Origin of the sequence: Mediterraneibacter sp. (assembly GCF_030825015.1) — a bacterium.
Taxonomy (GTDB): domain Bacteria; phylum Bacillota; class Clostridia; order Lachnospirales; family Lachnospiraceae; genus Mediterraneibacter.
In genome coordinates, this window is sequence record NZ_JAPJQP010000002.1 from 45,152 (window position 1) to 66,477 (window position 21,326).

Consider the following 21,326-nt stretch of genomic DNA (forward strand, 5'->3'; position numbering starts at 1 on the left):
AAAAAGAAAAAGAGGAGGCAGAAAATGAAAAGCTTAAAGTTAAGAGATGATTTTTACTGGACAGGAATTATTGACGATCAGCTCAGAGTATTTGATATTATCATGTATACGGAATTTGGTACGACTTATAATTCCTATGTGATGAAAGCAGGAGATAAGACAGTTCTTTTTGAGACTGCAAAAGCAAAGTTTTTTGATGAGTATTTAGAACATCTTCAAGAAGTGATCGATGTTCGGAAAATAGACTACCTTGTTGTAAGTCATACAGAACCGGATCATGCCGGAAGCGTGGAGCGCCTTCTCGATTATAGTCCGCAGATGAAAATAATCGCTACAGGATGCGCCCTCGGTTTCCTGAAAGAGATCGTAAATCGGGACTTTGTCGGAATTCCTGCAAGGGATAAGGAGAAGATGACAATCGGAAACAAGACGCTTCAGTTCTTGTTCGTTCCGAATCTTCATTGGCCGGATACGATGTATACGTTTATCGAGGAAGAGCAGATCTTGGTGACATGTGATTCCTTTGGTTCTCATTATTGTCTGCCGGAAGTTGTATCCAGCGAAATTAAGAATGAGGCAGATTATCAGAGTGCCTTGAAATATTATTATGATTGTATTATCGGACCGTTCAAGCCGTTTATGCTTAAGGCTCTTGATCGTGTCGAGACGATGGATATTTCCATGATCTGTACAGGACACGGTCCGGTTTTAGTAGGGGATCGTATTCAGCAGGTTATGAAACAATACAGAGAATGGTCGACGGTGATAAATCCGAATGAGAAAAAAACGGTTATCATTCCGTATGTAAGTGCGTATGGCTATACGAAAATGCTTGCTGAAAAAATAGCGGAAGGAGTCAAAGACAGCGGCGATCTTGACGTCAGATCTTACGATATGGTCGAGGCGGATGCAGAGAAAGTGAATGAAGAGCTGTTGTTTGCGGACGGAATCCTGCTCGGAACACCGACGATTGTCGGAGAGGCGCTCAAACCAATCTGGGATCTGACGCTTGCGATGTTCCCGGCGACTCACGGTGGAAAATACGCCGGTGCATTCGGAAGTTACGGTTGGAGCGGAGAAGGTGTTCCGAATATTACGCAGCGTTTGAAACAACTGAAAATGAAAGTGTCGGAAGGATTCCGAGTGCGGTTTAAACCATCTGAGGCAGATCTTGTAAGCGCTTACGAGTACGGGTATCAGTTCGGATGTATCGTGCAGAACAAGGAGCCTGTAAAACCGAAGAAGAAAGGTGCAAGAACGCTTGTGAAATGTCTTGTCTGCGGAGAAATCTTTGATTCTTCGATCGAGATATGTCCGGTGTGCGGCGTTGGAAAAGAGAATTTTATAGAAGTGGAAGCCGAAGAGAATGTAGTTTTGAATAATACAGATGAATATTATGTTATTCTTGGAAACGGAACGGCAGGCTTTAATGCGGCGAAAGCAATAAGAGAACGTGATAAGACCGGCGCGGTAACAGTAATCTCGAACGAGGAGTATCCGGCATATAATCGTCCGATGCTGACAAAATCCATCGTGGCAGGTCTGAGCGCAGAGCAGATCGCGATTGCAGATCCGTCATGGTATGAAGAAAATAAAGTATTCCAAATGCTTGGAAAGAATGTAGAGTCTGTTGATGAGAATGGCGGAGAAGTGATTCTTGACAGCGGAGAGAAAATACACTTTACAAGGCTGATCTATGCTCTTGGAAGCGAGTGCTTTATTCCTCCGATCGAAGGAAAAACGCTTCCGGAAGTTGTTGCCATCCGTCGCCTTTCTGATGTGGAAAAACTGGAAAAGATGATGGAGAATGCATCGAAAGCAGTTGTGATCGGAGGCGGAGTTCTCGGATTGGAAGCTGCATGGGAACTGAAAAAAGCAGGTATCGATGTGCAGGTATTGGAGGCAGCTCCGATTCTGATGGGACGTCAGCTTGATGAAAATGCTTCGGATATCCTGAAAGCATTTGCAGAAAAAAGCGGAGTTAAGATCAGTACGGGTGTTTCTGTGGAAGCAGTCGAAGGAGAAGAACATGTGTCCGGCGTTCGTTTGGCTGACGGCAGAGTGATCCCGGCGGAAATTGTTGTTGTGTCAGCAGGTGTGCGTGCAAATACAGCGCTGGCAAAAGAGATGGGACTTGAGACTGATCGGGCGGTCAAAGTAAACAACCGGATGGAAACGAATATTCCGAAAGTATATGCATGCGGTGACTGTGCGGAATTTAATGGGGCGAATTATGCGGTTTGGCCGGAGGCTTCGGAACAGGGGCGTATTGCCGGAGCAAATGCAGCAGGCGACGCTCTTGAGTATACAGCGACAGTTCCGGCGCTGACTTTCCATGGCATGAATACCGCGCTGTTTGCTGCAGGAGATAATGGAAAGAATCCGAATCTGCTTTATAAGACGGTGGAATTTAAAGATATGGGAAAAGGAAGATACAGCAAATATTATTTCCTTAACAATCGTTTATCAGGTGTAATCATGATAGGGGATCTTTCCGACATGGTGAAAATGACAGAAGCGCTGGAAAAACACGCATTATATAAAGATGTACTTGGATAAAACAAAGGAAATTTAAGTGATACCTCACCGCTTCGGATACAGATCTTTTTATAGAGATGTCATCCGAAGCGGTGAATACTAATACTGCGGAAAAGGTGCGCGGGAAAGGAATTCAAAAGAAAAAAATATGGTATATACAATATATGAGCTTGCATGGATCTTTTTTATCTATTCATTTATCGGATGGTGCGGCGAGGTAATCGTGGCGGCGGTAAACAGACATAAATTCGTCAACCGCGGATTTATTGCAGGACCTCTTTGTCCGGTTTATGGAACGGGAGCTGTTGCGGTAGCTGTCTTTCTTCCTGAGTTGGAGAGTAATCCATTCTTTCTGTTTCTCGGAGGAATGATCGTTACTTCATTTGTAGAATACATTACCGGAAGACTGATGGAAAAGATCCTTCATAAAAAATGGTGGGATTATTCGGATCAGAAAATTCATTTGGACGGATATATCTGTCTGCGTAACTCAGTTCTTTGGGGAATTTGCAGTGTATTGATGATCTATTTTCTGAATCCATTTTTGTGCGGTCTTGTCAATATGATTCCAGGCTTGATCGGTGAGATTCTCTTATGGGTATTTTTTGGACTGCTTGTTGCAGATAGTTTTGGTTCCGGTATAGCGGTGCTTGAATTGAAGAGAAAAAAAGGACGGATCGAACAGATTACAGAAGAACTTCACAAAACGTCCAAATTTCTTGAAAATGCACTGACGAAGCGGATTCAAAACAGATTGGTAAAGGCGTTTCCGAATATTGAGAAGGAAAAAGATGCCGTACAGGAAGAAAAATTCGCAGAAGGCTGCGGATTTTTTAAACTTGCAAGCCTGTTTATTATCGGAGCGTTTATAGGCGATATTGTAGAGACGATTTTCTGCCTGATCACGACAGGACGGCTTATGAGCCGCAGCAGTCTCGTGTTCGGTCAGTTCAGTATCGTATGGGGGATTGCTTGTGCGCTGCTGACATGGATCTTGTACAGATATCGCGAGAAAAGCAACTGGTCTATCTTTCTTTTCGGAACAGTGCTTGGAGGCGCTTACGAATACATATGCAGTGTGTTTACAGAAATTGCGTTCGGGACCGTGTTTTGGGATTACAGCAAGATTCCGTTTAATCTCGGCGGAAGGATTAACTTATTGTACTGCTTCTTTTGGGGATTTGCGGCTGTTGTATGGATGAAGGTCGTGTATCCGTTTCTGTCAAAACAGATCGAGCGGCTGCCGAAGAAGATGGGGCGTGTCCTCTGTTCGATTTTACTTCTGTTTCTGGCTGCAGATATGGCTGTGTCCTTTGCGGCGCTGGCGCGGTATGGCGAGCGGCAGAACGGGAAAAAAGGAACAGGGGTTGTGGCAGAAATGCTGGACGAATATTTTTCAGATGAGTTTATTGAGAAGCGGTATGAGAATCTGAAATTGGCAAAATAGAGGCTGCCTGTAAGGAAAGGGGATATCAGTATCTGGAATTCAGAGACTGCAGTTCGCGCAGAAAGTCTAAATCATCCTGTTTTAATTTTATGTTTGTGACATAGTTCTTATTGGAAGGGGAAGTGACGTTGATTTCGATTACAGTGCCCTCTTCCAAAGCGTTATGTGCAGCTGCGTTCAAGAAGGATGAGAATTTCGGATGATTTTTTTGGAATATTTCTAAATGTTTTTTCAAAGATTGTAAACGTGCGATCTGTGACAGGTTCAAGTAAGACAACTCCTTTCATCTGTAAATTGCTTTCATATAAGGTAATTTAAAATACAAAAATATATATAATTTTATAGCAGAGATTATGTCAAAAATCAAATATAAAATAAAAAATAAAAAAATATAAAAAAAGTCTTGCAATTAGTTTTGACATGTGGTAATATACTACTTGTGTCAGAGATGACGCGGGTGTAGTTCAATGGTAGAACACCAGCCTTCCAAGCTGGATACGTGGGTTCGATTCCCATCACCCGCTCTATTTTTTTATCCAAAAGAAGATGTGAAAAGCCTGTGTGATACAGGCTTTTCTGTGCTACAATGAGGATGATTTTATGATATATAGAAGAAAGCAGGAGGCGGATCATGCGGGGTGATGTTACTGACAGCGGTATTATGCGGGTGCTTTCAAAGGTCTGCGACATCGTTAGTCTGAATGTTCTATGGCTTGTTTGTTCCCTTCCGATTATTACGATCGGAGCATCGACAACAGCGTTGTATACAGTTATGTTGAAACTTGTGAAAAATGAAGAAGGTTATATTTTTAAAGGATTTCTCAATGCCTTTAAGTCCGAGTTTAAAAAGAGTACGATCATATGGCTCATTCTTCTTTTATTCGGAGGTGTTTGTTTTATTGACTACAGGGTGTCCGGTATGATGCCGGGAACAATGGGGATGGCGTTTAAAAGTATTTTCCTGCTGCTTTCTTTCTTCCTTGTTTCGATGGCAATCTATTCTTTTGCCCTGACTGCCAGATATGAGAATACTGTCAAAGCTACATTGAAAAATGCCCTTCTTCTGACAGTGGCAAAACTTCCTTATACATTATTAATGACGGCGCTGACTGTCGGAGCTGTTGTTCTGTCCTGGTGGAATACAGGGATTATGATGCTGGTGATTCCGGTGTGGATTTTGATCGGAACGGGATTGCTTGCATTTGTAAATTCTCACATTTTAAGACGCGTGTTCCGTGTGTTTGATGAAAAGTCGGAAGATGATGCTGAAGAAGGAACTGCGTCCGGTGGAAAAGGTGACAACTGATAAAAGTCGGGAAGCGTTATCGAAAAAAGAAACGGGTATTATAGAAAAATTTCGGTAATCATAGAAATACAGAAAACAAAAATACAGAAAAGAAAAATACAGGAAGAAGCTGTACAACAGGAAAATGAGAGGAGCAGAAGATGAATTTTTTAGAAGAACGCATTGTAAAAGATGGAGTTGTAAAAGAAGGAAACGTACTGAAAGTTGACAGTTTCCTGAATCATCAGATGGATATTAAGCTGTTAGATCAGATGGGCGCAGAGTTTAAGCGGCGTTTTGAAGGGAAACCAATCAATAAGATTCTTACGATTGAAGCGTCAGGAATTGGAATCGCCTGTGTGGCGGCGCAGCATTTTGATGTGCCGGTTGTTTTTGCCAAAAAGTCTCAAAGCATCAATCTCGATGGGGAAATGTATGTGGCAGAAGTGGAGTCCTTTACGCATAAATGCAAGAATCATGTGATCGTGTCTCAGAAATTTTTGACCCCGGAAGATCATGTGCTTATTATCGATGATTTCCTTGCAAACGGATGTGCTCTGCAAGGGCTGATCCAGATCGTTCAGTCTGCAGGCGCTACGGTGGAAGGAATCGGGATTGCAATCGAAAAAGGCTTCCAGTCAGGAGGAAGAATAATTCGAAATCTTGGTTTCCAGCTCGAGTCTTTGGCGATTGTTGACGGAATGGATGCGTCAACCGGAACGGTGACGTTTCGCAGTCAGGAAGAACAAAAGGATGTGGGAAGAACTACAGGAAAATGTGAACAGTGCAGGAGTGCGACTCTTGATTAAGGAAAAACCGGTCTCTGTGAAGGGGCTGGTTTTTGACATGGACGGACTTCTTCTTGACTCGGAAAAGGTTGTAAAGCGGTCATGGGATCATGTGGGGAAACTGCTTGGATATGAAAATTTTGGGGATCATATTTACAATACAGTGGGATTTAATTTAAAGCGGAGAACAGAATATTTTAAAGAGAATGTCGATCCAAATTTTCCGATGGATAAGTTCGCGCAGATGACTAGGGAATATTATTATGAGATTGCGGATAAAGAAGGAATCGAGGTAAAAAAAGGCGCTGAAGAATTGCTGGAGGCTGCGAAGGAGCATGGATGTCGAATTGGATTGGCAACGTCTTCACGACAGGCTCATGCAGAACAGTCGCTGAAAAGAGCAGGACTGTACCGTTATTTTGACGGTAAAGTATTCGGCGATACTGTGACGGAAGGGAAACCTTCGCCGGAGATCTATCTGAAAGCTTGTGAGAGCATCGGTGTCGATCCGGAAAATGCGGTTGCGCTGGAAGATGCGCCTTCGGGAGTTCGGTCGGCATACGCTGCAGGAATGCGTGTGATTGTTGTTCCGGATCTAGTACAGCCTCCGGAAGAAGTGAAGCCATTTATATGGAAACAGGCAGAACATCTCGGACAGGCAGTGGAGCTGATCTGGGGATGATTTGCCATATTGAACATAAGACAGAGCTGTATTTCGTGAAAAAGGCTATGAAATCAGAAGAAAATTAAAAAAGTATACAAAAAATAAAAGATTGTTTCAAGATTATTTCGAGATGTTTAAATTTGTGATAAAATTATATAGTTGTGATGAAAAATTACGATGCAGCTCAAAGAGGATTAAAGAAATTTATGGAGGCGAAAAATGAAAAAGGAAGTACGAGGCGGGATTAGTTTTGTTCTTGCAGCGGCAATGATTGCGGCATTGCCAATGACAGCAGGTGGAATGGGAACGGTTCATGCAGAGGGATTTGCAGCAGACGGTGAAGTTGTGGAAGTACAAGGGCAGAGTGTGATTCCGAATGCGGGTCAGATTCCGGAAAACGAGGAATTGTTTGCTCAATATGTAGAGCAGGTGTTTTACGGTGAAGAGGGCGAAAGTTACAGTACGCCTGCGGTTTACGGCAATATCGGACAGAATGTTCTGACCGGAGCTGATAAATATGTATATAATGAACTGAAAAAAATGGTTGCAAATATTGCGGACGGAAAAGAAGCAGACGGCAGTCAGCCGTCAGGACAGTATGTGTCTACAAGTTTTACGATCCCGGTTAAAGGACAGGGGATTACATATGATGGCGCGTTCAAAGGATTTGATTTCAATAAAGTGATCGCGGCTTTGCTTGCAGACTGCCCGTATGATTTGTACTGGTATGACAAGACCGGCCCTTCATACTACTGGGGCAGTGTTGATCCTTCAGGACAAGAGGCTGTGCAGCTTACTATAAGTTTTCCGGCTGTAGATGCTTACGCGGGACCGGAGGTTAATGAAAAGTACAATGCGAAATATACAGTTGACAGTGAGAAGACCGGAGCGGCAGTTGCAGCGGCAGAGAATGCACGGAAAATTATAGAGAACCATAAAGATGAAAAAGATTATGAGAAGATGGAGTCTTATAAAGAGGAAATCTGTGATCTCACATCATATAATTATGATGCTCTGGGTGAGGGTGTATCTTATGGAGATCCGTGGCAGATGATCTATGTGTTTGACGGAGACGAAAGTACGAATGTTGTATGTGAAGGATATTCGAAAGCGTTCCAGTATTTATGTGATATGAGCGATTTCCGCGATCCTGAATATAACTGCTACAGCGTGACCGGTGTGATGGACGGCGGTACAGGAGCAGGCGCACATATGTGGAATATTGTGACGATCGGAGGCGGAAACTACCTTGTAGATGTGACGAACAGCGATAATGGAACAGCGGGTGAGCGCGGCGGATTGTTCATGGCATGGGATACGGAAAATGGAAGCATCGAAAACGGTTATGTGTTTACTACGGCTTACTATAATCAGTCAATCAGATTCAGCTATGACAACCGTATGAAAGCTCTGTATGGAACAGGCAATGATTCTGTTTTGAAGATCGCTTCAAGCAGATATGAAGAACCAAAGGGAACAGCGCCGGTTATTGCAGGAGTTGAAAATGGCGGGAATTATTATGCCACACAGAAAGTAACGGTAAGCGACGCGGATAACGATCTTGTATCGGTTACTGTAAACGGGGAAAAAGCGGAAGGGGAGATTTCTCTTTCGGCAGATAATAAAAACAATCAGAAGAAAGAGTACACGATCGTGGCAGCGGATCGGAACGGAAACAGTGTAAGCTGTAAAATAACGGTTAATCCTTGTTCTGACCTGCAGCAGAGGATCGCGCATCTGTCAACGGATACAGTAAAAGTCACAGATGAAGAGTTAGTGAGAAATACATTGAAAGATGCAACGACAGCAGTTGGAAATGCAACGGAAGAAGAGAGAACAATCCTTTCGCAAGTAAAAACAAATTGCGAAACACTTCTTGCAAAGATCGACGAATTGAATCAGCCGCAGGACTATATCAGAGGCGATATAGATGCCAGCAAGAAGGTTGATATCGGAGATGTCCGTACGGCGTTGAGATATATCTGTAAAAAGACTGAACTGACAGAAACACAGAGGAAAGCCGGAGATGTAACAGGAGATGAAAAAGTAACAATCGAAGATCTGAGAAAGATTTTGAGATATGTCTGCAAGAAAATAACAGAGTTATAAAATAAGACAAAATGAGATAAACAAAAAGCATTCCATATTCAAAAACCGGGGAAGCCAAAAAGGCTGCCCCGGTTTCTCTGTTATGTATGTTTAATTCCAAAAATCAGTTTTGTCTTTTAACTGAATATCTGCAGCTTTGAAGACCGGATCTTTTCCGGCTTTCTTCTGCTTTGTATAATCGTTCATTGCCTGAATTGCCGGTTTACATAAGATGAGGATAACCGGAAGGTTGATCAAAGCCATCAATCCCATGAGTACATCGGCTGTATTCCATACGATACTGAACTCCATTGTCGCGCCTGCCAGTACGATGACAGCGGCGATGACACGGAACGTATTGATCAGCGCCTTTGGAGGTTTTCTGCCGCAGAGAAATTTCAGTCCCATTTCTGCATAGTAGAAGTTTCCGATCAGTGTTGTAAATGCGAACAGACAAAGTGCGATCGTGATAAAGATCGTACCGAAATTTCCAAGTGAATTGGAAGCGGCTGCCTGAACCCACGGCATGCCTGCCAGTTTAGAGGTTGGCTCTACACCGGAACAAAGAAGCATGAATGCTGTTGCGGAGCAGATCAGCATCGTGTCGATGAAAACGGAAAGCATCTGCACAAGTCCTTGTTTTACCGGATGGGAGACTGCCGCGCTTGCCGCTGCATTCGGAGCAGATCCTACACCGGCTTCGTTGGAGAAAAGTCCTCTCTTGATACCATGCATGACGCAGGAACCGGCAAACCCGCCGAAGATTGCCTGTACGTCAAACGCATTGTTAAAAATGCTTGCGAACATTGCAGGAACAAGCTGATAATGTTTCAAGATAATAAACAAAGAGACTGCAAGGTAAAAGATACCCATTACCGGAACGAGTACTTCCGTGATCTGTGAAATCTTCTTGCTTCCTCCGAATATAGCCAAAGCGAACACAACTGCAAGGATCGCGCCGACGATGATCGGAGTCCATTTCGGATTGAAGAAAGAATAGACACGGAAAGAGTCTGCGATGTTGAAAGATGCCACAAGGTTAAATCCGCCCATATAAGTCAGGATCAAAACAACTGCGAAAAGGATGCCGATCCAGCGCCTCTTCAAGGCAGCCTGAATATAGTATGCCGGACCACCGTAAGAACTTCCGTCTTTTGCTTTGTGTTTGTAAATCTGAGCAAGCGTACTTTCGATAAATGCAGACGCGCTTCCGAGAAGAGCGGTAAGCCACATCCAAAAGACTGCTCCTGATCCGCCGAGGCAGATTGCTGTTGAGATTCCTGCGATATTTCCTGTTCCGACTCTGGAAGCGGTTGATACCATAAGAGCCTGAAAGGAAGAAAGTCCGTTTTTATCACTGCCCGGTTGTGCGACAACACGAAGGGATTCGATAAACATGCGGATCTGTACAAATTTTGTTTTGATCGTGAAGAAGATACCTGCTCCGAGAAGCAGTACGATCAAAATGTGACTGTAGAGCAGATCACTTAGTGAGTTGATCATGTTTGTAATAAAATCTGTAAACAATAGTTTTCCCTCTCTTTCCTAAAATTGCAAATAGATCAGAGACATTTCGGTGTGAGAACAACAAAGCGGGACTGATGTCACCGAAAATGTACACATACCGTCTAATTATATAGTAAAATTACAAATTTGTCTATAAAAACGCGCTGTTTTGAAGGGTATCGCCGATTGGAAGACACGAGTTTTTAAGAGCGGGAAACGTTTGTTTTGCAACAAAACGCTTCTTGTGTTATTCTATAAAGGTGTCAAAAGATCGATTTTCAATAGGAAAATAAAATCGGGAGGCTTGGAGTATGAAATTAAGCAAATTGTTGGAACGGTTAGAATATGAAGCCGTTCAAGGCAGCGCTGAAACGGAAGTGACAACGCTAGTCAATGATTCGAGAAAGGTAGAGTCAGGATCTGTTTTTGTCTGTATCAGCGGGGCGGTTTCTGACGGACATCAGTATGTTGCAGACGTAGTGGAAAAAGGTGCGGCGGCAGTCGTGGCAGAACGTGAGATCGAAGCGCCGGAGGGCGTGACCGTGATCCGGGTGGAAGATACAAGGTATGCGCTGGCGCTGATGTCTGCGGCATATTTCGGATATCCGGCTGAGAAGCTGAAAGTGATCGGGATTACAGGAACGAAAGGGAAGACAACGACAACGTATATGATCCGGTCTATCTTGGAAGGGGTCGGACATAAAGTCGGACTCATCGGTACGATCGAGGCGATCATCGGGGATAAAACAATCCCTGCGGCAAATACAACGCCGGAATCGTTTACGATCCAGAAGTATTTTGCACAGATGGTCGAAGAAGGCTGCGACAGTGTTGTTATGGAAGTTTCTTCTCAAGGACTGATGCTTCACAGGACGGCTGGAATCCCGTTCGAGATCGGTATTTTTACGAATCTTGGGAAAGATCATATCGGTCCGAACGAGCATAAAGATTTTGAAGATTATAAGCGATGCAAAGGACTGTTGTTTCAGCAGTGCAGATTTGGCATTGCAAATATAGACGATCCGTATTTTGAAGATGTTTTCCGCAATGCAGTATGTAAAACAGAGACGTTTGGATTTTCGGAAAAAGCGGATCTGCGGGCAGAAAATGTAAAACTTGTATCCAGACCGGGATATTTGGGCGTCTCATATCATGTGACGGGGCAGGCGGATTTTGATGTAGAGATCGATATACCCGGAAAATTCAGCGTATATAATTCGTTGACTGCGATTGCAGTGTGCCGCCATTTCGCAGTTCCGTCTGAGAAGATAACGGAAGTGCTTAAAACGGCGAAAGTAAAAGGCCGTATTGAGATGATAAAAGTGTCGGATGATTTTACATTGATGATCGATTATGCTCATAATGCGATGAGTTTGGAAAGCCTTCTTACAACATTAAAAGAATACAATCCGAAGCGTCTTGTGTGTCTGTTCGGATGCGGAGGAAACCGCTCGAAAGACAGAAGATATGAGATGGGCGAAGTGTCGGGACGTCTGGCAGATCTTACGATCATCACATCTGATAACCCGCGGTTTGAAGAGCCTCAGGAGATCATCAATGATATTAAGATCGGAATTGCAAAGACCGACGGAGAGTATGTGGAGATCTGCGACAGAAAAGAAGCGATCAAATATGCCATCGAACATGGACGGACAGGTGATGTAATCGTATTGGCTGGGAAAGGCCATGAAGATTATCAGGAGATCAAAGGGGTAAAATATCCGATGGATGAGAGAGTGTTGATCGCTGAGGTGCTGGAAGAACTTCGGGAAAAGTAAGAAAGATAAGGGGATTGAGATTGTTTGCGGATGTAATCATAGATATTCAACATGAAAAACTGGATAAGATCTTTCAATATCGGATACCCGAGCGGTTGGAGCAGGAACTGGAGGCGGGCATGGAAGTGGTCGTTCCTTTTGGAAAGGGAAACCGTGAGACGAAAGGGTATGTAACTGCACTGACGGATACATGTGATTATGATCTTGCAAAGGTGAAGGAGATTATTGATATTTCACGCAGCAGTGTGGAAATTGAGGCAAAACTGATCGCATTGGCTGCGTGGATGAAATCAAATTACGGCGGGACAATGCTCCAGTCATTAAAGACCGTTCTTCCGATTAAGCAGAAAGAAAATGCAAAAGTGAAAAGACAGCTCAGACTTTTGCTCGACAAAGAAACCGGAGAACGTCAGCTTCATTATTATTTAGAAAAGAATCAGAAAGCAAGGGCGCGTCTGATGGCGGCGCTTCTTGACGATCCTCTTCTGGATTATGAACTTGTCAGAAAAAAACTCAATATTACGGCTCCGGTGATCCGTGCGCTGGAAGAACAGCACGTTCTTTCTGTGGAATCAAAGCAGGTGTACCGTAACCCGGTTCATGGGGAAATCGTTCAAGATCAGAATCTGATTTATAACAAAGAACAGCGGCAGGTGATCGACAGCTTTTGCCACGACTATGAAAACGGCGTTCGGAAAACGTATTTGATCCATGGTGTTACGGGGAGCGGAAAGACAGAAGTTTATATGGAAATGATACAGTCTGTTGTAGATCAGGGCGGGCAGGCGATTGTTCTGATTCCGGAAATCGCGCTGACATATCAGACCGTGATGCGGTTTTACAGAAGATTTAAAGACCGCGTGTCGGTGATGAATTCCAGACTATCTGCAGGAGAAAGATACGATCAGATGATGCGGGCAAAAGCCGGGGAAGTGGATGTGATGATCGGACCGAGATCAGCGTTGTTTACACCGTTTCCGAATCTGGGACTGATCGTCATCGACGAAGAGCATGAGCCGACTTATAAAAGCGAACAGACGCCGAGATATCACGCGAGGGAGACAGCGCAGAGAAGGGCGCAGACAGAAAATGCGAGCGTTGTTCTCGGGAGTGCGACCCCGTCAATGGAAGCGATGTATCGGGCGAAAAGGGGCGAGTATGTTCTGTTTGAAATGAAAAACCGTTCGAAAATGCAGAGTCCGGCAGAGGTTTATACCGTGGATATGCGGGAAGAATTAAAGAAGGGAAACCGTTCTATCCTCAGTGAAAAACTGCAGGAACTGATGAAAGAAAGGCTTGAAAGAGGCGAACAGACGATGCTCTTTTTAAATCGGAGAGGCTATTCGGGGTTTGTTTCCTGCAGGGAATGCGGTCATGTTGTAAAGTGTCCGCACTGTGATGTGTCGCTTTCTGTTCACAGAGACGGAAAGATGCGGTGTCATTACTGCGGGTATGAGAGTTCCCGCGTGAAAACATGTCCTGAATGCGGTTCTGATCATATCGGAGAGTTTCGCGCAGGGACACAGCAGATCGAGGACATTGTGAAACGGATTTTCCCGAGGGCAAGGGTACTGCGCATGGATATGGATACAACCCGGCAGAAAGATTCTCATGAGAAGATCCTGTCAGCATTTGCAAATGAAGAGGCAGATATTCTTGTTGGAACGCAGATGATCGTAAAGGGACATGATTTCCCGAATGTGACTTTGGTCGGTGTTTTGGCGGCGGATATGTCGCTCTATACGGACGATTACAGGTCGGGCGAGCGAACGTTTCAGCTCTTGACGCAGGCGGTCGGAAGAGCGGGCCGGGGTGAGAAAAAAGGTGAGGCGGTCATTCAGACATACAGCCCGGATCATTACGCGATCGTGACATCTGCGGCGCAGGATTACGAGGCTTTCTATGAAGAAGAGATCCGATACAGAACATTGATGGGGTATCCGCCGACAGAGCATCTTCTGGCGGTATTTGTATCATGCACAGACGAGGCGCTGTTGGAAACAGGGTGTAAGTATTTAAAAGAATATATGATAAAAGCAAAGAAGAATATCGAGGCATCCGTGATCGGTCCGGCAAGTCCGGGGATTGAGAAGATTAACGACGTTTATCGGAGAGTGATTTATGTAAAAACGGCACACTACAATGATCTTGTCGTGCTCAAAGACCGGACAGAAAAATATATTGAGATCAATTCGGGTTTTGATAAAATGAGAATACAATTTGATTTTAATCCAATGTAACGGATAGAAAGAAGGAGAAAAATGGCAATCAGAGCAATCAGAGAAATCGGAGACGATATATTAGAAAAACAGTGTAAGGCAGTACCGAAGATGACGCTTCGCACGAAAATATTGATCGGAGATATGCTTGAGACAATGTATGAAAGCAATGGCGTTGGACTCGCAGCTCCGCAGGTCGGCGTTTTGAAAAGAATCGTGGTGATCGATGTAGGCGAAGGCCCGATCATTTTGATCAATCCTCAGATCATCGAGACATCAGGAGAGCAGACGGGAGAAGAGGGGTGCTTAAGCGTTCCCGGAAAATTCGGGATCGTTACAAGACCGAACTATGTGAAGGTGCGGGCGTTCGATGAAAATATGAATGAGTTTGAAATGGAAGGGGAAGGACTGCTTGCGAGGGCGTTCTGCCATGAGATCGACCATTTAGACGGAAAATTATATGTAGGACTGGCAGAAGACGGACTTCATGAAGTATCTTATGATGATGAAGATCAGGAAGAGACAGAAGGAGTGGAAGAATGAGAGTAATATTTATGGGAACCCCCGATTTTTCGGTCGGAACTCTGGAGGCGCTTGTAGAGGCCGGGCATGATGTGTGTCTGGTTGTGACGCAGCCCGATAAACCGAAAGGCAGAGGGAAGGAAATGCAGTTTACTCCGGTAAAGGAAGCGGCGGTCAGGCATGGTATTCCTGTGTATCAGCCGAAACGGGTGCGCGATGCTGAATGTGTGGAAGAATTGAGAAAATATAATGCCGATGTGATGGTTGTCGTTGCTTTCGGTCAAATCCTGCCGAAAGCGATTCTTGAAATGACACCTTACGGCTGTATTAATGTTCATGCGTCCTTGCTTCCGAAATACCGTGGAGCGGCTCCGATCCAGTGGGCGATCATAGAAGGGGAGACCGTGACTGGCGTAACGACGATGCAGATGGATGAAGGACTTGATACCGGGGATATGATCCTCAAAACAGAAATTCCGATCGCAGAAGACGAGACAGGAGAGTCTCTTCATGATAAGTTGGCAGAAGCAGGCGCGGCGCTTTGCGTGGAGACATTGCATGCTATAGAAAAGAAAACGGCAGTGTTTGAAAAGCAGCCGGAAAGTCCGACTGCCTATGCGAAAATGCTTACGAAAGATCTCGGAGATATTGACTGGACGAAGACGGCGGTACAGATCGAGCGACTTGTGCGCGGGTTGAATTCATGGCCGAGCGCATATACGCATACAGGCGGCAAAGTGATGAAGATCTGGAAAGCACAGGCAGAGCCTCAGGGACAAAAAGGAAAAAGCACAAGGGATAACGGTCAGGACAGGACAGAACAGATCGGACAGACCAAAGAAAAAAATGAATGGAACACAATGCCGGGAACGGTAGTTTCCGTGGAAAAAGATTCGTTCTGCGTACAGACAGGAGACGGAGTGCTCCGTGTTTTAGAAGTGCAGATGCCCGGAAAGAAACGGATGGATACAGGTGCATTCCTGCGAGGATATGCACTGGAAGAAGGCTCGGTATTTGGGAGAGAATAATGGCAAAGGCGATCAATGAAAGAGAAATCGTAGTCGCGATCCTTATGGAAGTGACGGAAAACGGCAGATACAGCCATATCGTATTAAGAGAAGTTTTGGCAAAATATCAATATCTTGAAAAAAGAGAGAGAGCATTTATCACTCGGGTTACAGAAGGCACGCTGGAACATATGACAGAGATTGATTATATTCTCGATAAGTTCTCGAAAGTAAAAGTAAAAAAGATGAAGCCGTTTATCCGGGCTCTTTTAAGAAGCGCGGTCTATCAGATCAAATATATGGACAGTGTTCCAGATCATGCGGTCTGCAGTGAATCGGTGAAGCTGGCGGTAAGGAAAGGTTTTTCCGGTTTGCGGGGATATGTAAACGGCGTATTGCGAAGCATCGCAAAAGGGATCGGTCAGGTAGAGTATCCGTCAGATCCGATCAAACGTCTTTCAGTACAGTATTCCTGTCCGGAATGGATCATCCGATTATGGAAAGAAACGTATGAACTTCCTTTGATCGAGACGATGCTGAAAGATTTTCAGACAGAAAAGCCGACAACGATCAGGTGCTGCAGAAGCAGGATCACGCCTGAACAACTGAAAGAACGGCTTGAAAAAGAAAATGTTTCTGTGGAAGAGCATCCTTATCTTCGGGATGCGCTTCTTATCTCAAAATATGACTATTTGGAGTCTTTAGCGGTGTTTCGGGAAGGCTTGTTTGTCGTGCAGGATATCAGTTCGATGCTTGTAGGAGAACTGGCGCATGTGCAGGCAGGCGCTCAGGTCATCGATCTGTGCGCGGCTCCGGGCGGAAAGGCGCTTGACATTGCAGAACGGATTTTGATGGAAGAACGCAAGAAAGACAGAACAGAAACAGACGCAGTAAAGGGCAGCGGAACAGAGAAGGACAAGGAAGAGAAGGACAAGGAAGAGACGACCGGATGTTCCGGTCATGTGGAAGCCCGCGATCTGACGGAATATAAAGTGTCTTTGATCGAGGAAAATATAGAACGTATGGGACTTCACAATGTGACGGCAGTTTGTCAGGACGCGTCTGCGTATGATGAGAAGTCGGCAGAAAAGGCGGACATTGTGATTGCCGACCTTCCCTGTTCCGGTCTTGGAGTACTCGGCCGGAAGACAGATCTGAAATATAAGGCGTCTTTGGAAGGGATCGAGAGTCTTGTCCAGCTTCAGCGGAAGATCCTTTCCTGTGCGGCTTCTTATGTAAAACCCGGAGGGGAACTTCTCTATAGCACATGTACTGTGAATCCAAAGGAGAATGTTGAGAACGTACATTGGTTTTTGGAAGAATTTCCGGAATTTTATGCAGATGATATCAGGGAAGACTTGTGCGCCGAATTGCGGGAAAGTGTGACAGAGACAGGATGTATTCAGTTTTTGCCCGGAGTTCATAAAAGCGACGGATTTTTTATTGCGCGGATGCGGAAGAAAGGTTAAGAAGGCAGGATCGGGCAGCGCTGTCTGAAAATGAAAGAACGCGCGGCGCGGCTGTAAAGCGGCGATAAGCAAAGAAGCGGCAGGACGGCGTCGAAAAATGAAAAAAGGGAAGTATGAGAATGAAGAAAGATATTCGGGCATATGAATATGAAGAATTAAAAAAAGAGATGGAGCATCTGGGGGAGAAGCCGTTTCGGGCAAAACAGGTGTATGAGTGGCTGCATGTGAAGCTTGCAGATCGTTTTGACGAGATGACGAATCTGTCTGTAAAGCTGAGGGAGAAACTTGCGGAGGAATATGACATTTTTCCGGTGGAGATGGCAGAACGTCAGCAGTCAAAGCTGGATGGAACGAACAAGTTTTTGTTTCGTCTGCATGACGGGAATATGGTGGAAAGCGTTCTTATGAGATATAAGCACGGTAATTCGGTATGTATTTCCTCACAGGCGGGATGCCGTATGGGGTGTGCCTTTTGTGCATCAACGATCGGAGGTCTGAAACGGAATCTGTCGGCATCTGAGATGCTCGGTCAGATTTATCAGATCCAGAAAATTATCGGGGAGCGGGTTTCGAATATCGTTATCATGGGAACAGGGGAACCGCTTGATAATTATGATAATTTTTTGAAATTCATTCATATACTGACAGATGAACACGGACTGAATATCAGTCAGCGGAATGTGACAGTTTCCACATGCGGGATTGTGCCAAGAATTTTGGAACTGGCAGAGGAACATCTGCAGATTACGCTGGCGCTTTCTCTTCACGGCTCTACCCAGGAAAAACGGAGAAAACTGATGCCTGTTGCGAATAAGTATGAATTAGGAGAAGTGCTTTCAGCTTGTGATACTTATTTTGAAAAGACAGGGCGCAGGGTTACATTCGAGTACAGTCTTGTGCATCAGGTGAATGATACAGATGAAGATGCAAGAGAGCTGTCAGCGCTTCTTGCCCCTCGCAACTGTCATCTGAACCTGATTCCGGTAAACCCTGTGAAGGAGCGTTCTTTTCAGCGTCCAAGCCGCAAAAGTGCTTTGAATTTCAAAAATAAACTTGAAAAAAGCGGAATTAATGTTACTATAAGAAGAGAAATGGGCTCGGATATCGACGGAGCGTGCGGTCAGCTTAGACGGCGCTACGAGGAAGAGACAATGAACGAGGATTAAGGAGAAGCGTATGAGAACATTTTCGATAACAGATGTAGGAATGGTAAGACAAGTGAATCAGGATTATGTCTATGTAACGGACAGACCTCTCGGAATTCTTCAGAATCTCTTTGTGGTGGCAGACGGTATGGGAGGACATCAGGCTGGAGATTATGCTTCCAAGTATACGGTTGAAGTGCTCAACAGGGAATTGGCGATGAGTGAAGGTGAAGATATTGAGAGGAGTCTTGTGAGCGCGATCAAAGCGGCAAACAGGGAGATCATTAAAGAAGCTTCCAGAGACGAACATCTCAAAGGAATGGGAACGACGGTTGTAGCTGCAACGATTTCAAATCAGATGATGTATTTTGCAAATGTAGGAGACAGCCGTTTGTATCTGATCAATCAAGGCATTCAGCAGCTTACAAAAGATCATTCCCTTGTGGAAGAAATGGTAAGGCTTGGCGGGATCAAACCGGAAGAAGCCAAGCATCATCCTGATAAAAATATTATTACGAGAGCGATCGGCGCGAAAGCCGATGTAGAGGTAGACTTTTATGAGCACCGTCTGAAACGGGGAGACATCATATTGATGTGTACAGACGGTTTAAGCAATATGGTAGAGGATGAGGAACTTTTCCATATTGTGCAGGGTGGAAGAGATATTGTAGAGTCAGGTCAGGCTCTTGTAGAGGCAGCAAAAGAAAACGGCGGTACAGATAATATAGGGGTCGTCCTTATAGAACCGTTTGCAGATGAGGTGAGTGTATTATGATTAAAGAGGGCGTTTGCTTAGGAAAAAGATATGAGATACTCGGACGGATCGGGTCGGGCGGCATGGCAGATGTTTACAAAGGAAAAGACCGTAAATTAAACCGTTATGTTGCAATCAAAGTATTAAAAAGCGACTACCGTTCGGATCAGGTATTTATAAAGAAGTTTTTGAGCGAGGCACAGGCGGCAGCAGGATTGATGCATCCGAATGTGGTAAATGTATATGATGTCGGTCAGGATCGAGGTCTGTACTACATGGTAATGGAACTTGTGGAAGGAATTACGCTGAAAGATTATATAAAGAAAAAAGGAAGACTTTCAGCGAAAGAGACGATCAGTATTTCCATTCAGATGGTAACCGGACTGCAGGCGGCGCATAATCATCATATTATCCACAGAGATATTAAGCCGCAGAATATTATCATTTCAAAAGACGGCAAAGTAAAAGTGACAGATTTTGGTATCGCCCGTGCGACGACTTCTACGCAGACGATCAGTACGAGCGTTATGGGTTCTGTTCATTATACATCACCGGAGCAGGCAAGAGGCGGAGTTGTGGATCAAAAGAGTGATCTCTACTCGATCGGAATCACGATGTATGAAATGATCACAGGTCATGTACCGTTTGACGGAGACTCAACCGTATCCGTTGCATTGAAGCATCTTCAGGAAGAGATCACATCTCCGGCTGAAGAAGTTCCGAACATTCCGTACAGTCTCGAGTGTATTATTATGAAATGTACGCAGAAGAATCCGGGACGTCGCTATGCGGACTGCGCGTCTTTGCTTATGGATTTGAAAAGATCTCTTGTAGAGCCGAACGGGGATTTCGTTGTTTTCGGCGCCGGAGCAGGCGCAGAGACAGACCGTACAATGGTTATGTCTGCTGAGGAATTAGAGCAGATCCAGGGACGCCGTTATGATGATGATTATGACGCTGACTACGATGATGACGATGATTACGACGATGATTATGACGACGATTATGACGACGATTATAATGACAGAAAACGTGGTCAGAATGACAGACGGAAGAAAAAGGATGTGAACCCTGACACGAAACGGATCATGAAGATTTTGATGATCGTAGCCGGAGTCGTGATCGCATTGTTGATTTTGTTCCTTGTCGGAAATGCGGCGGGATTTTTCAAAGGAGCAGGCTTGTCAACGAAGACAGAACAGACGGTGACGGTGCCGGATGTACGCGGAATGACATTCGAGGACGCTCAGGCGGAGCTTAAGAAGAAAAATCTTGGTATTAAAAAGGCTGACAAAGAGGAGCCTTCCAATGAATATGAAAAGGGCGAAGTTAAGAGTCAGAATCCGGGAAAAGGCAAGAAAGTGAAAAAGAATTCAACTGTTACGGTTGTAATCAGCAGCGGAGAAGCGGCGAAAAAGGTAAGCGTTCCGAACGTTGTGAATCAGTCAGAGGCAGATGCAGAAAGAATGCTTCAAGATGTCGGACTGAAAGTGACAAAAGGTGAGGCAGTTTATGACGATACAGTTGAAATGGGAAATGTAGTCAGCTCCACACCGGCTCCGGGAGAGCAGGTTGATGAGGGCACAAGTGTTCAGCTTATTATCAGTAAAGGCAAAGATCCTGAAAAAGATAAAGTAGAAGTGCCGTCTCTTTTGAACATGACGGCAGAGCAGGCCGCCGCCGCGTTGGAAGAACGAGGACTGAAAGGAAGTCCTAAGGAAGAGTATGCCGGCGGAACGGCAGGAACGGTTGTTGCGCAGGAAACGGAAGCAGGAACAAAAGTAAAGAAAGGTACAACAGTAAAATATACTATAACACTTGGATCAAAAACAGAATGGTCCACAATTCCAAGTGATGTGATCGGAATGGAGAAAAACACGGCGGTCAAAGTGCTGACTGAGGCTGGATTTGTTCCGGTATACGGAGGAGAAGATTACAGCGATACTCCGGTCGGAACGATCTATAGTGTAACTCCGTCAGCCGGTACAAAAGTGGAAAAAGGAACACAAGTATATTATTTTGTCAGCAAAGGATCACAGTCAGGCCCGACTGATCCTGAAAACGGCGGAGATTTCGGAGATTATGAGTGATCGGGACTGACAGGGAATTTATAAAA

15 protein-coding genes and 1 tRNA gene are annotated in these 21,326 nt (G+C 44.7%); 15 read left to right on the forward strand and 1 reads right to left on the reverse strand.

The window, feature by feature from the left end:
* Positions 1 to 24: 24 nt before the first annotated feature.
* The 7 genes from RCH61_RS01905 to RCH61_RS01940 all read left to right on the forward strand — a co-directional run bounded on the left by RCH61_RS01905 (position 25) and on the right by RCH61_RS01940 (position 8,831).
* Positions 25 to 2,559, forward strand: coding sequence for an FAD-dependent oxidoreductase (locus RCH61_RS01905; protein WP_306479737.1), 2,535 nt, complete (start codon positions 25 to 27; stop codon positions 2,557 to 2,559).
* A 127-nt stretch (positions 2,560 to 2,686) separates the two neighbouring features.
* Positions 2,687 to 3,985: a putative ABC transporter permease gene (locus tag RCH61_RS01910; RefSeq protein ID WP_178006480.1), complete on the forward strand. Its 1,299-nt coding sequence runs from the start codon at positions 2,687 to 2,689 to the stop codon at positions 3,983 to 3,985.
* Positions 3,986 to 4,438: 453 nt separating this feature from the next.
* Positions 4,439 to 4,509: transfer RNA gene (locus RCH61_RS01920), tRNA-Gly, on the forward strand.
* Between the two features lie 107 nt (positions 4,510 to 4,616).
* On the forward strand, positions 4,617 to 5,291 hold the full coding sequence (locus RCH61_RS01925) for a YesL family protein (RefSeq protein ID WP_178006914.1): 675 nt from the start codon (positions 4,617 to 4,619) through the stop codon (positions 5,289 to 5,291).
* Positions 5,292 to 5,431: 140 nt separating this feature from the next.
* A complete protein-coding gene (locus RCH61_RS01930) occupies positions 5,432 to 6,079 on the forward strand; it encodes a xanthine phosphoribosyltransferase (protein ID WP_178006916.1) in 648 nt (215 codons plus the stop codon).
* Positions 6,072 to 6,740, forward strand: a complete 669-nt coding sequence (locus tag RCH61_RS01935; RefSeq protein ID WP_178006918.1) for an HAD family hydrolase — start codon at positions 6,072 to 6,074, stop codon at positions 6,738 to 6,740. Before RCH61_RS01930 ends, RCH61_RS01935 begins: the two co-directional genes overlap by 8 nt.
* Before the next feature lie 201 nt (positions 6,741 to 6,941).
* Positions 6,942 to 8,831: a dockerin type I domain-containing protein gene (locus RCH61_RS01940; protein ID WP_178006920.1), complete on the forward strand. Its 1,890-nt coding sequence runs from the start codon at positions 6,942 to 6,944 to the stop codon at positions 8,829 to 8,831.
* Between the two features lie 90 nt (positions 8,832 to 8,921).
* Here RCH61_RS01940 and RCH61_RS01945 read toward each other — a convergent pair whose 3' ends face one another.
* Positions 8,922 to 10,313, reverse strand: coding sequence for an amino acid carrier protein (locus RCH61_RS01945; RefSeq protein ID WP_178006933.1), 1,392 nt, complete (start codon positions 10,311 to 10,313; stop codon positions 8,922 to 8,924).
* Between the two features lie 314 nt (positions 10,314 to 10,627).
* Here RCH61_RS01945 and RCH61_RS01950 point away from each other — a divergent pair, with 314 nt between their 5' ends.
* The 8 genes from RCH61_RS01950 (at position 10,628) to pknB (ending at position 21,300) form a co-directional block, all read left to right on the forward strand.
* Positions 10,628 to 12,094 (forward strand): UDP-N-acetylmuramoyl-L-alanyl-D-glutamate--2,6-diaminopimelate ligase, encoded by a 1,467-nt coding sequence (locus RCH61_RS01950; protein ID WP_306479740.1) that lies wholly within the window; start codon positions 10,628 to 10,630, stop codon positions 12,092 to 12,094.
* Positions 12,095 to 12,114: 20 nt separating this feature from the next.
* Complete coding sequence (gene priA / locus RCH61_RS01955) at positions 12,115 to 14,334, forward strand: replication restart helicase PriA (RefSeq protein WP_178006924.1); 2,220 nt, start codon at positions 12,115 to 12,117, stop codon at positions 14,332 to 14,334.
* Positions 14,335 to 14,355: 21 nt separating this feature from the next.
* Positions 14,356 to 14,856 (forward strand): peptide deformylase, encoded by a 501-nt coding sequence (gene def, locus RCH61_RS01960; protein ID WP_178006925.1) that lies wholly within the window; start codon positions 14,356 to 14,358, stop codon positions 14,854 to 14,856.
* Entirely contained in the window at positions 14,853 to 15,863 is a 1,011-nt protein-coding gene (fmt, locus tag RCH61_RS01965) for a methionyl-tRNA formyltransferase (protein WP_178006927.1), read from the forward strand. Before def ends, fmt begins: the two co-directional genes overlap by 4 nt.
* The gene (locus RCH61_RS01970; protein ID WP_178006929.1) at positions 15,863 to 17,311 is read left to right on the forward strand and encodes a 16S rRNA (cytosine(967)-C(5))-methyltransferase RsmB; all 1,449 of its coding nucleotides are present in this window, start codon (positions 15,863 to 15,865) and stop codon (positions 17,309 to 17,311) included. The genes fmt and RCH61_RS01970 overlap by 1 nt, the downstream gene beginning before the upstream one ends.
* A gap of 119 nt (positions 17,312 to 17,430) precedes the next feature.
* Complete coding sequence (rlmN, locus tag RCH61_RS01975) at positions 17,431 to 18,477, forward strand: 23S rRNA (adenine(2503)-C(2))-methyltransferase RlmN (RefSeq protein WP_306479741.1); 1,047 nt, start codon at positions 17,431 to 17,433, stop codon at positions 18,475 to 18,477.
* A 10-nt stretch (positions 18,478 to 18,487) separates the two neighbouring features.
* Entirely contained in the window at positions 18,488 to 19,231 is a 744-nt protein-coding gene (locus RCH61_RS01980; RefSeq protein ID WP_178006507.1) for a Stp1/IreP family PP2C-type Ser/Thr phosphatase, read from the forward strand.
* Entirely contained in the window at positions 19,228 to 21,300 is a 2,073-nt protein-coding gene (gene pknB, locus RCH61_RS01985) for a Stk1 family PASTA domain-containing Ser/Thr kinase (RefSeq protein WP_306479742.1), read from the forward strand. Before RCH61_RS01980 ends, pknB begins: the two co-directional genes overlap by 4 nt.
* The last annotated feature ends 26 nt before the right edge of the window (positions 21,301 to 21,326 follow it).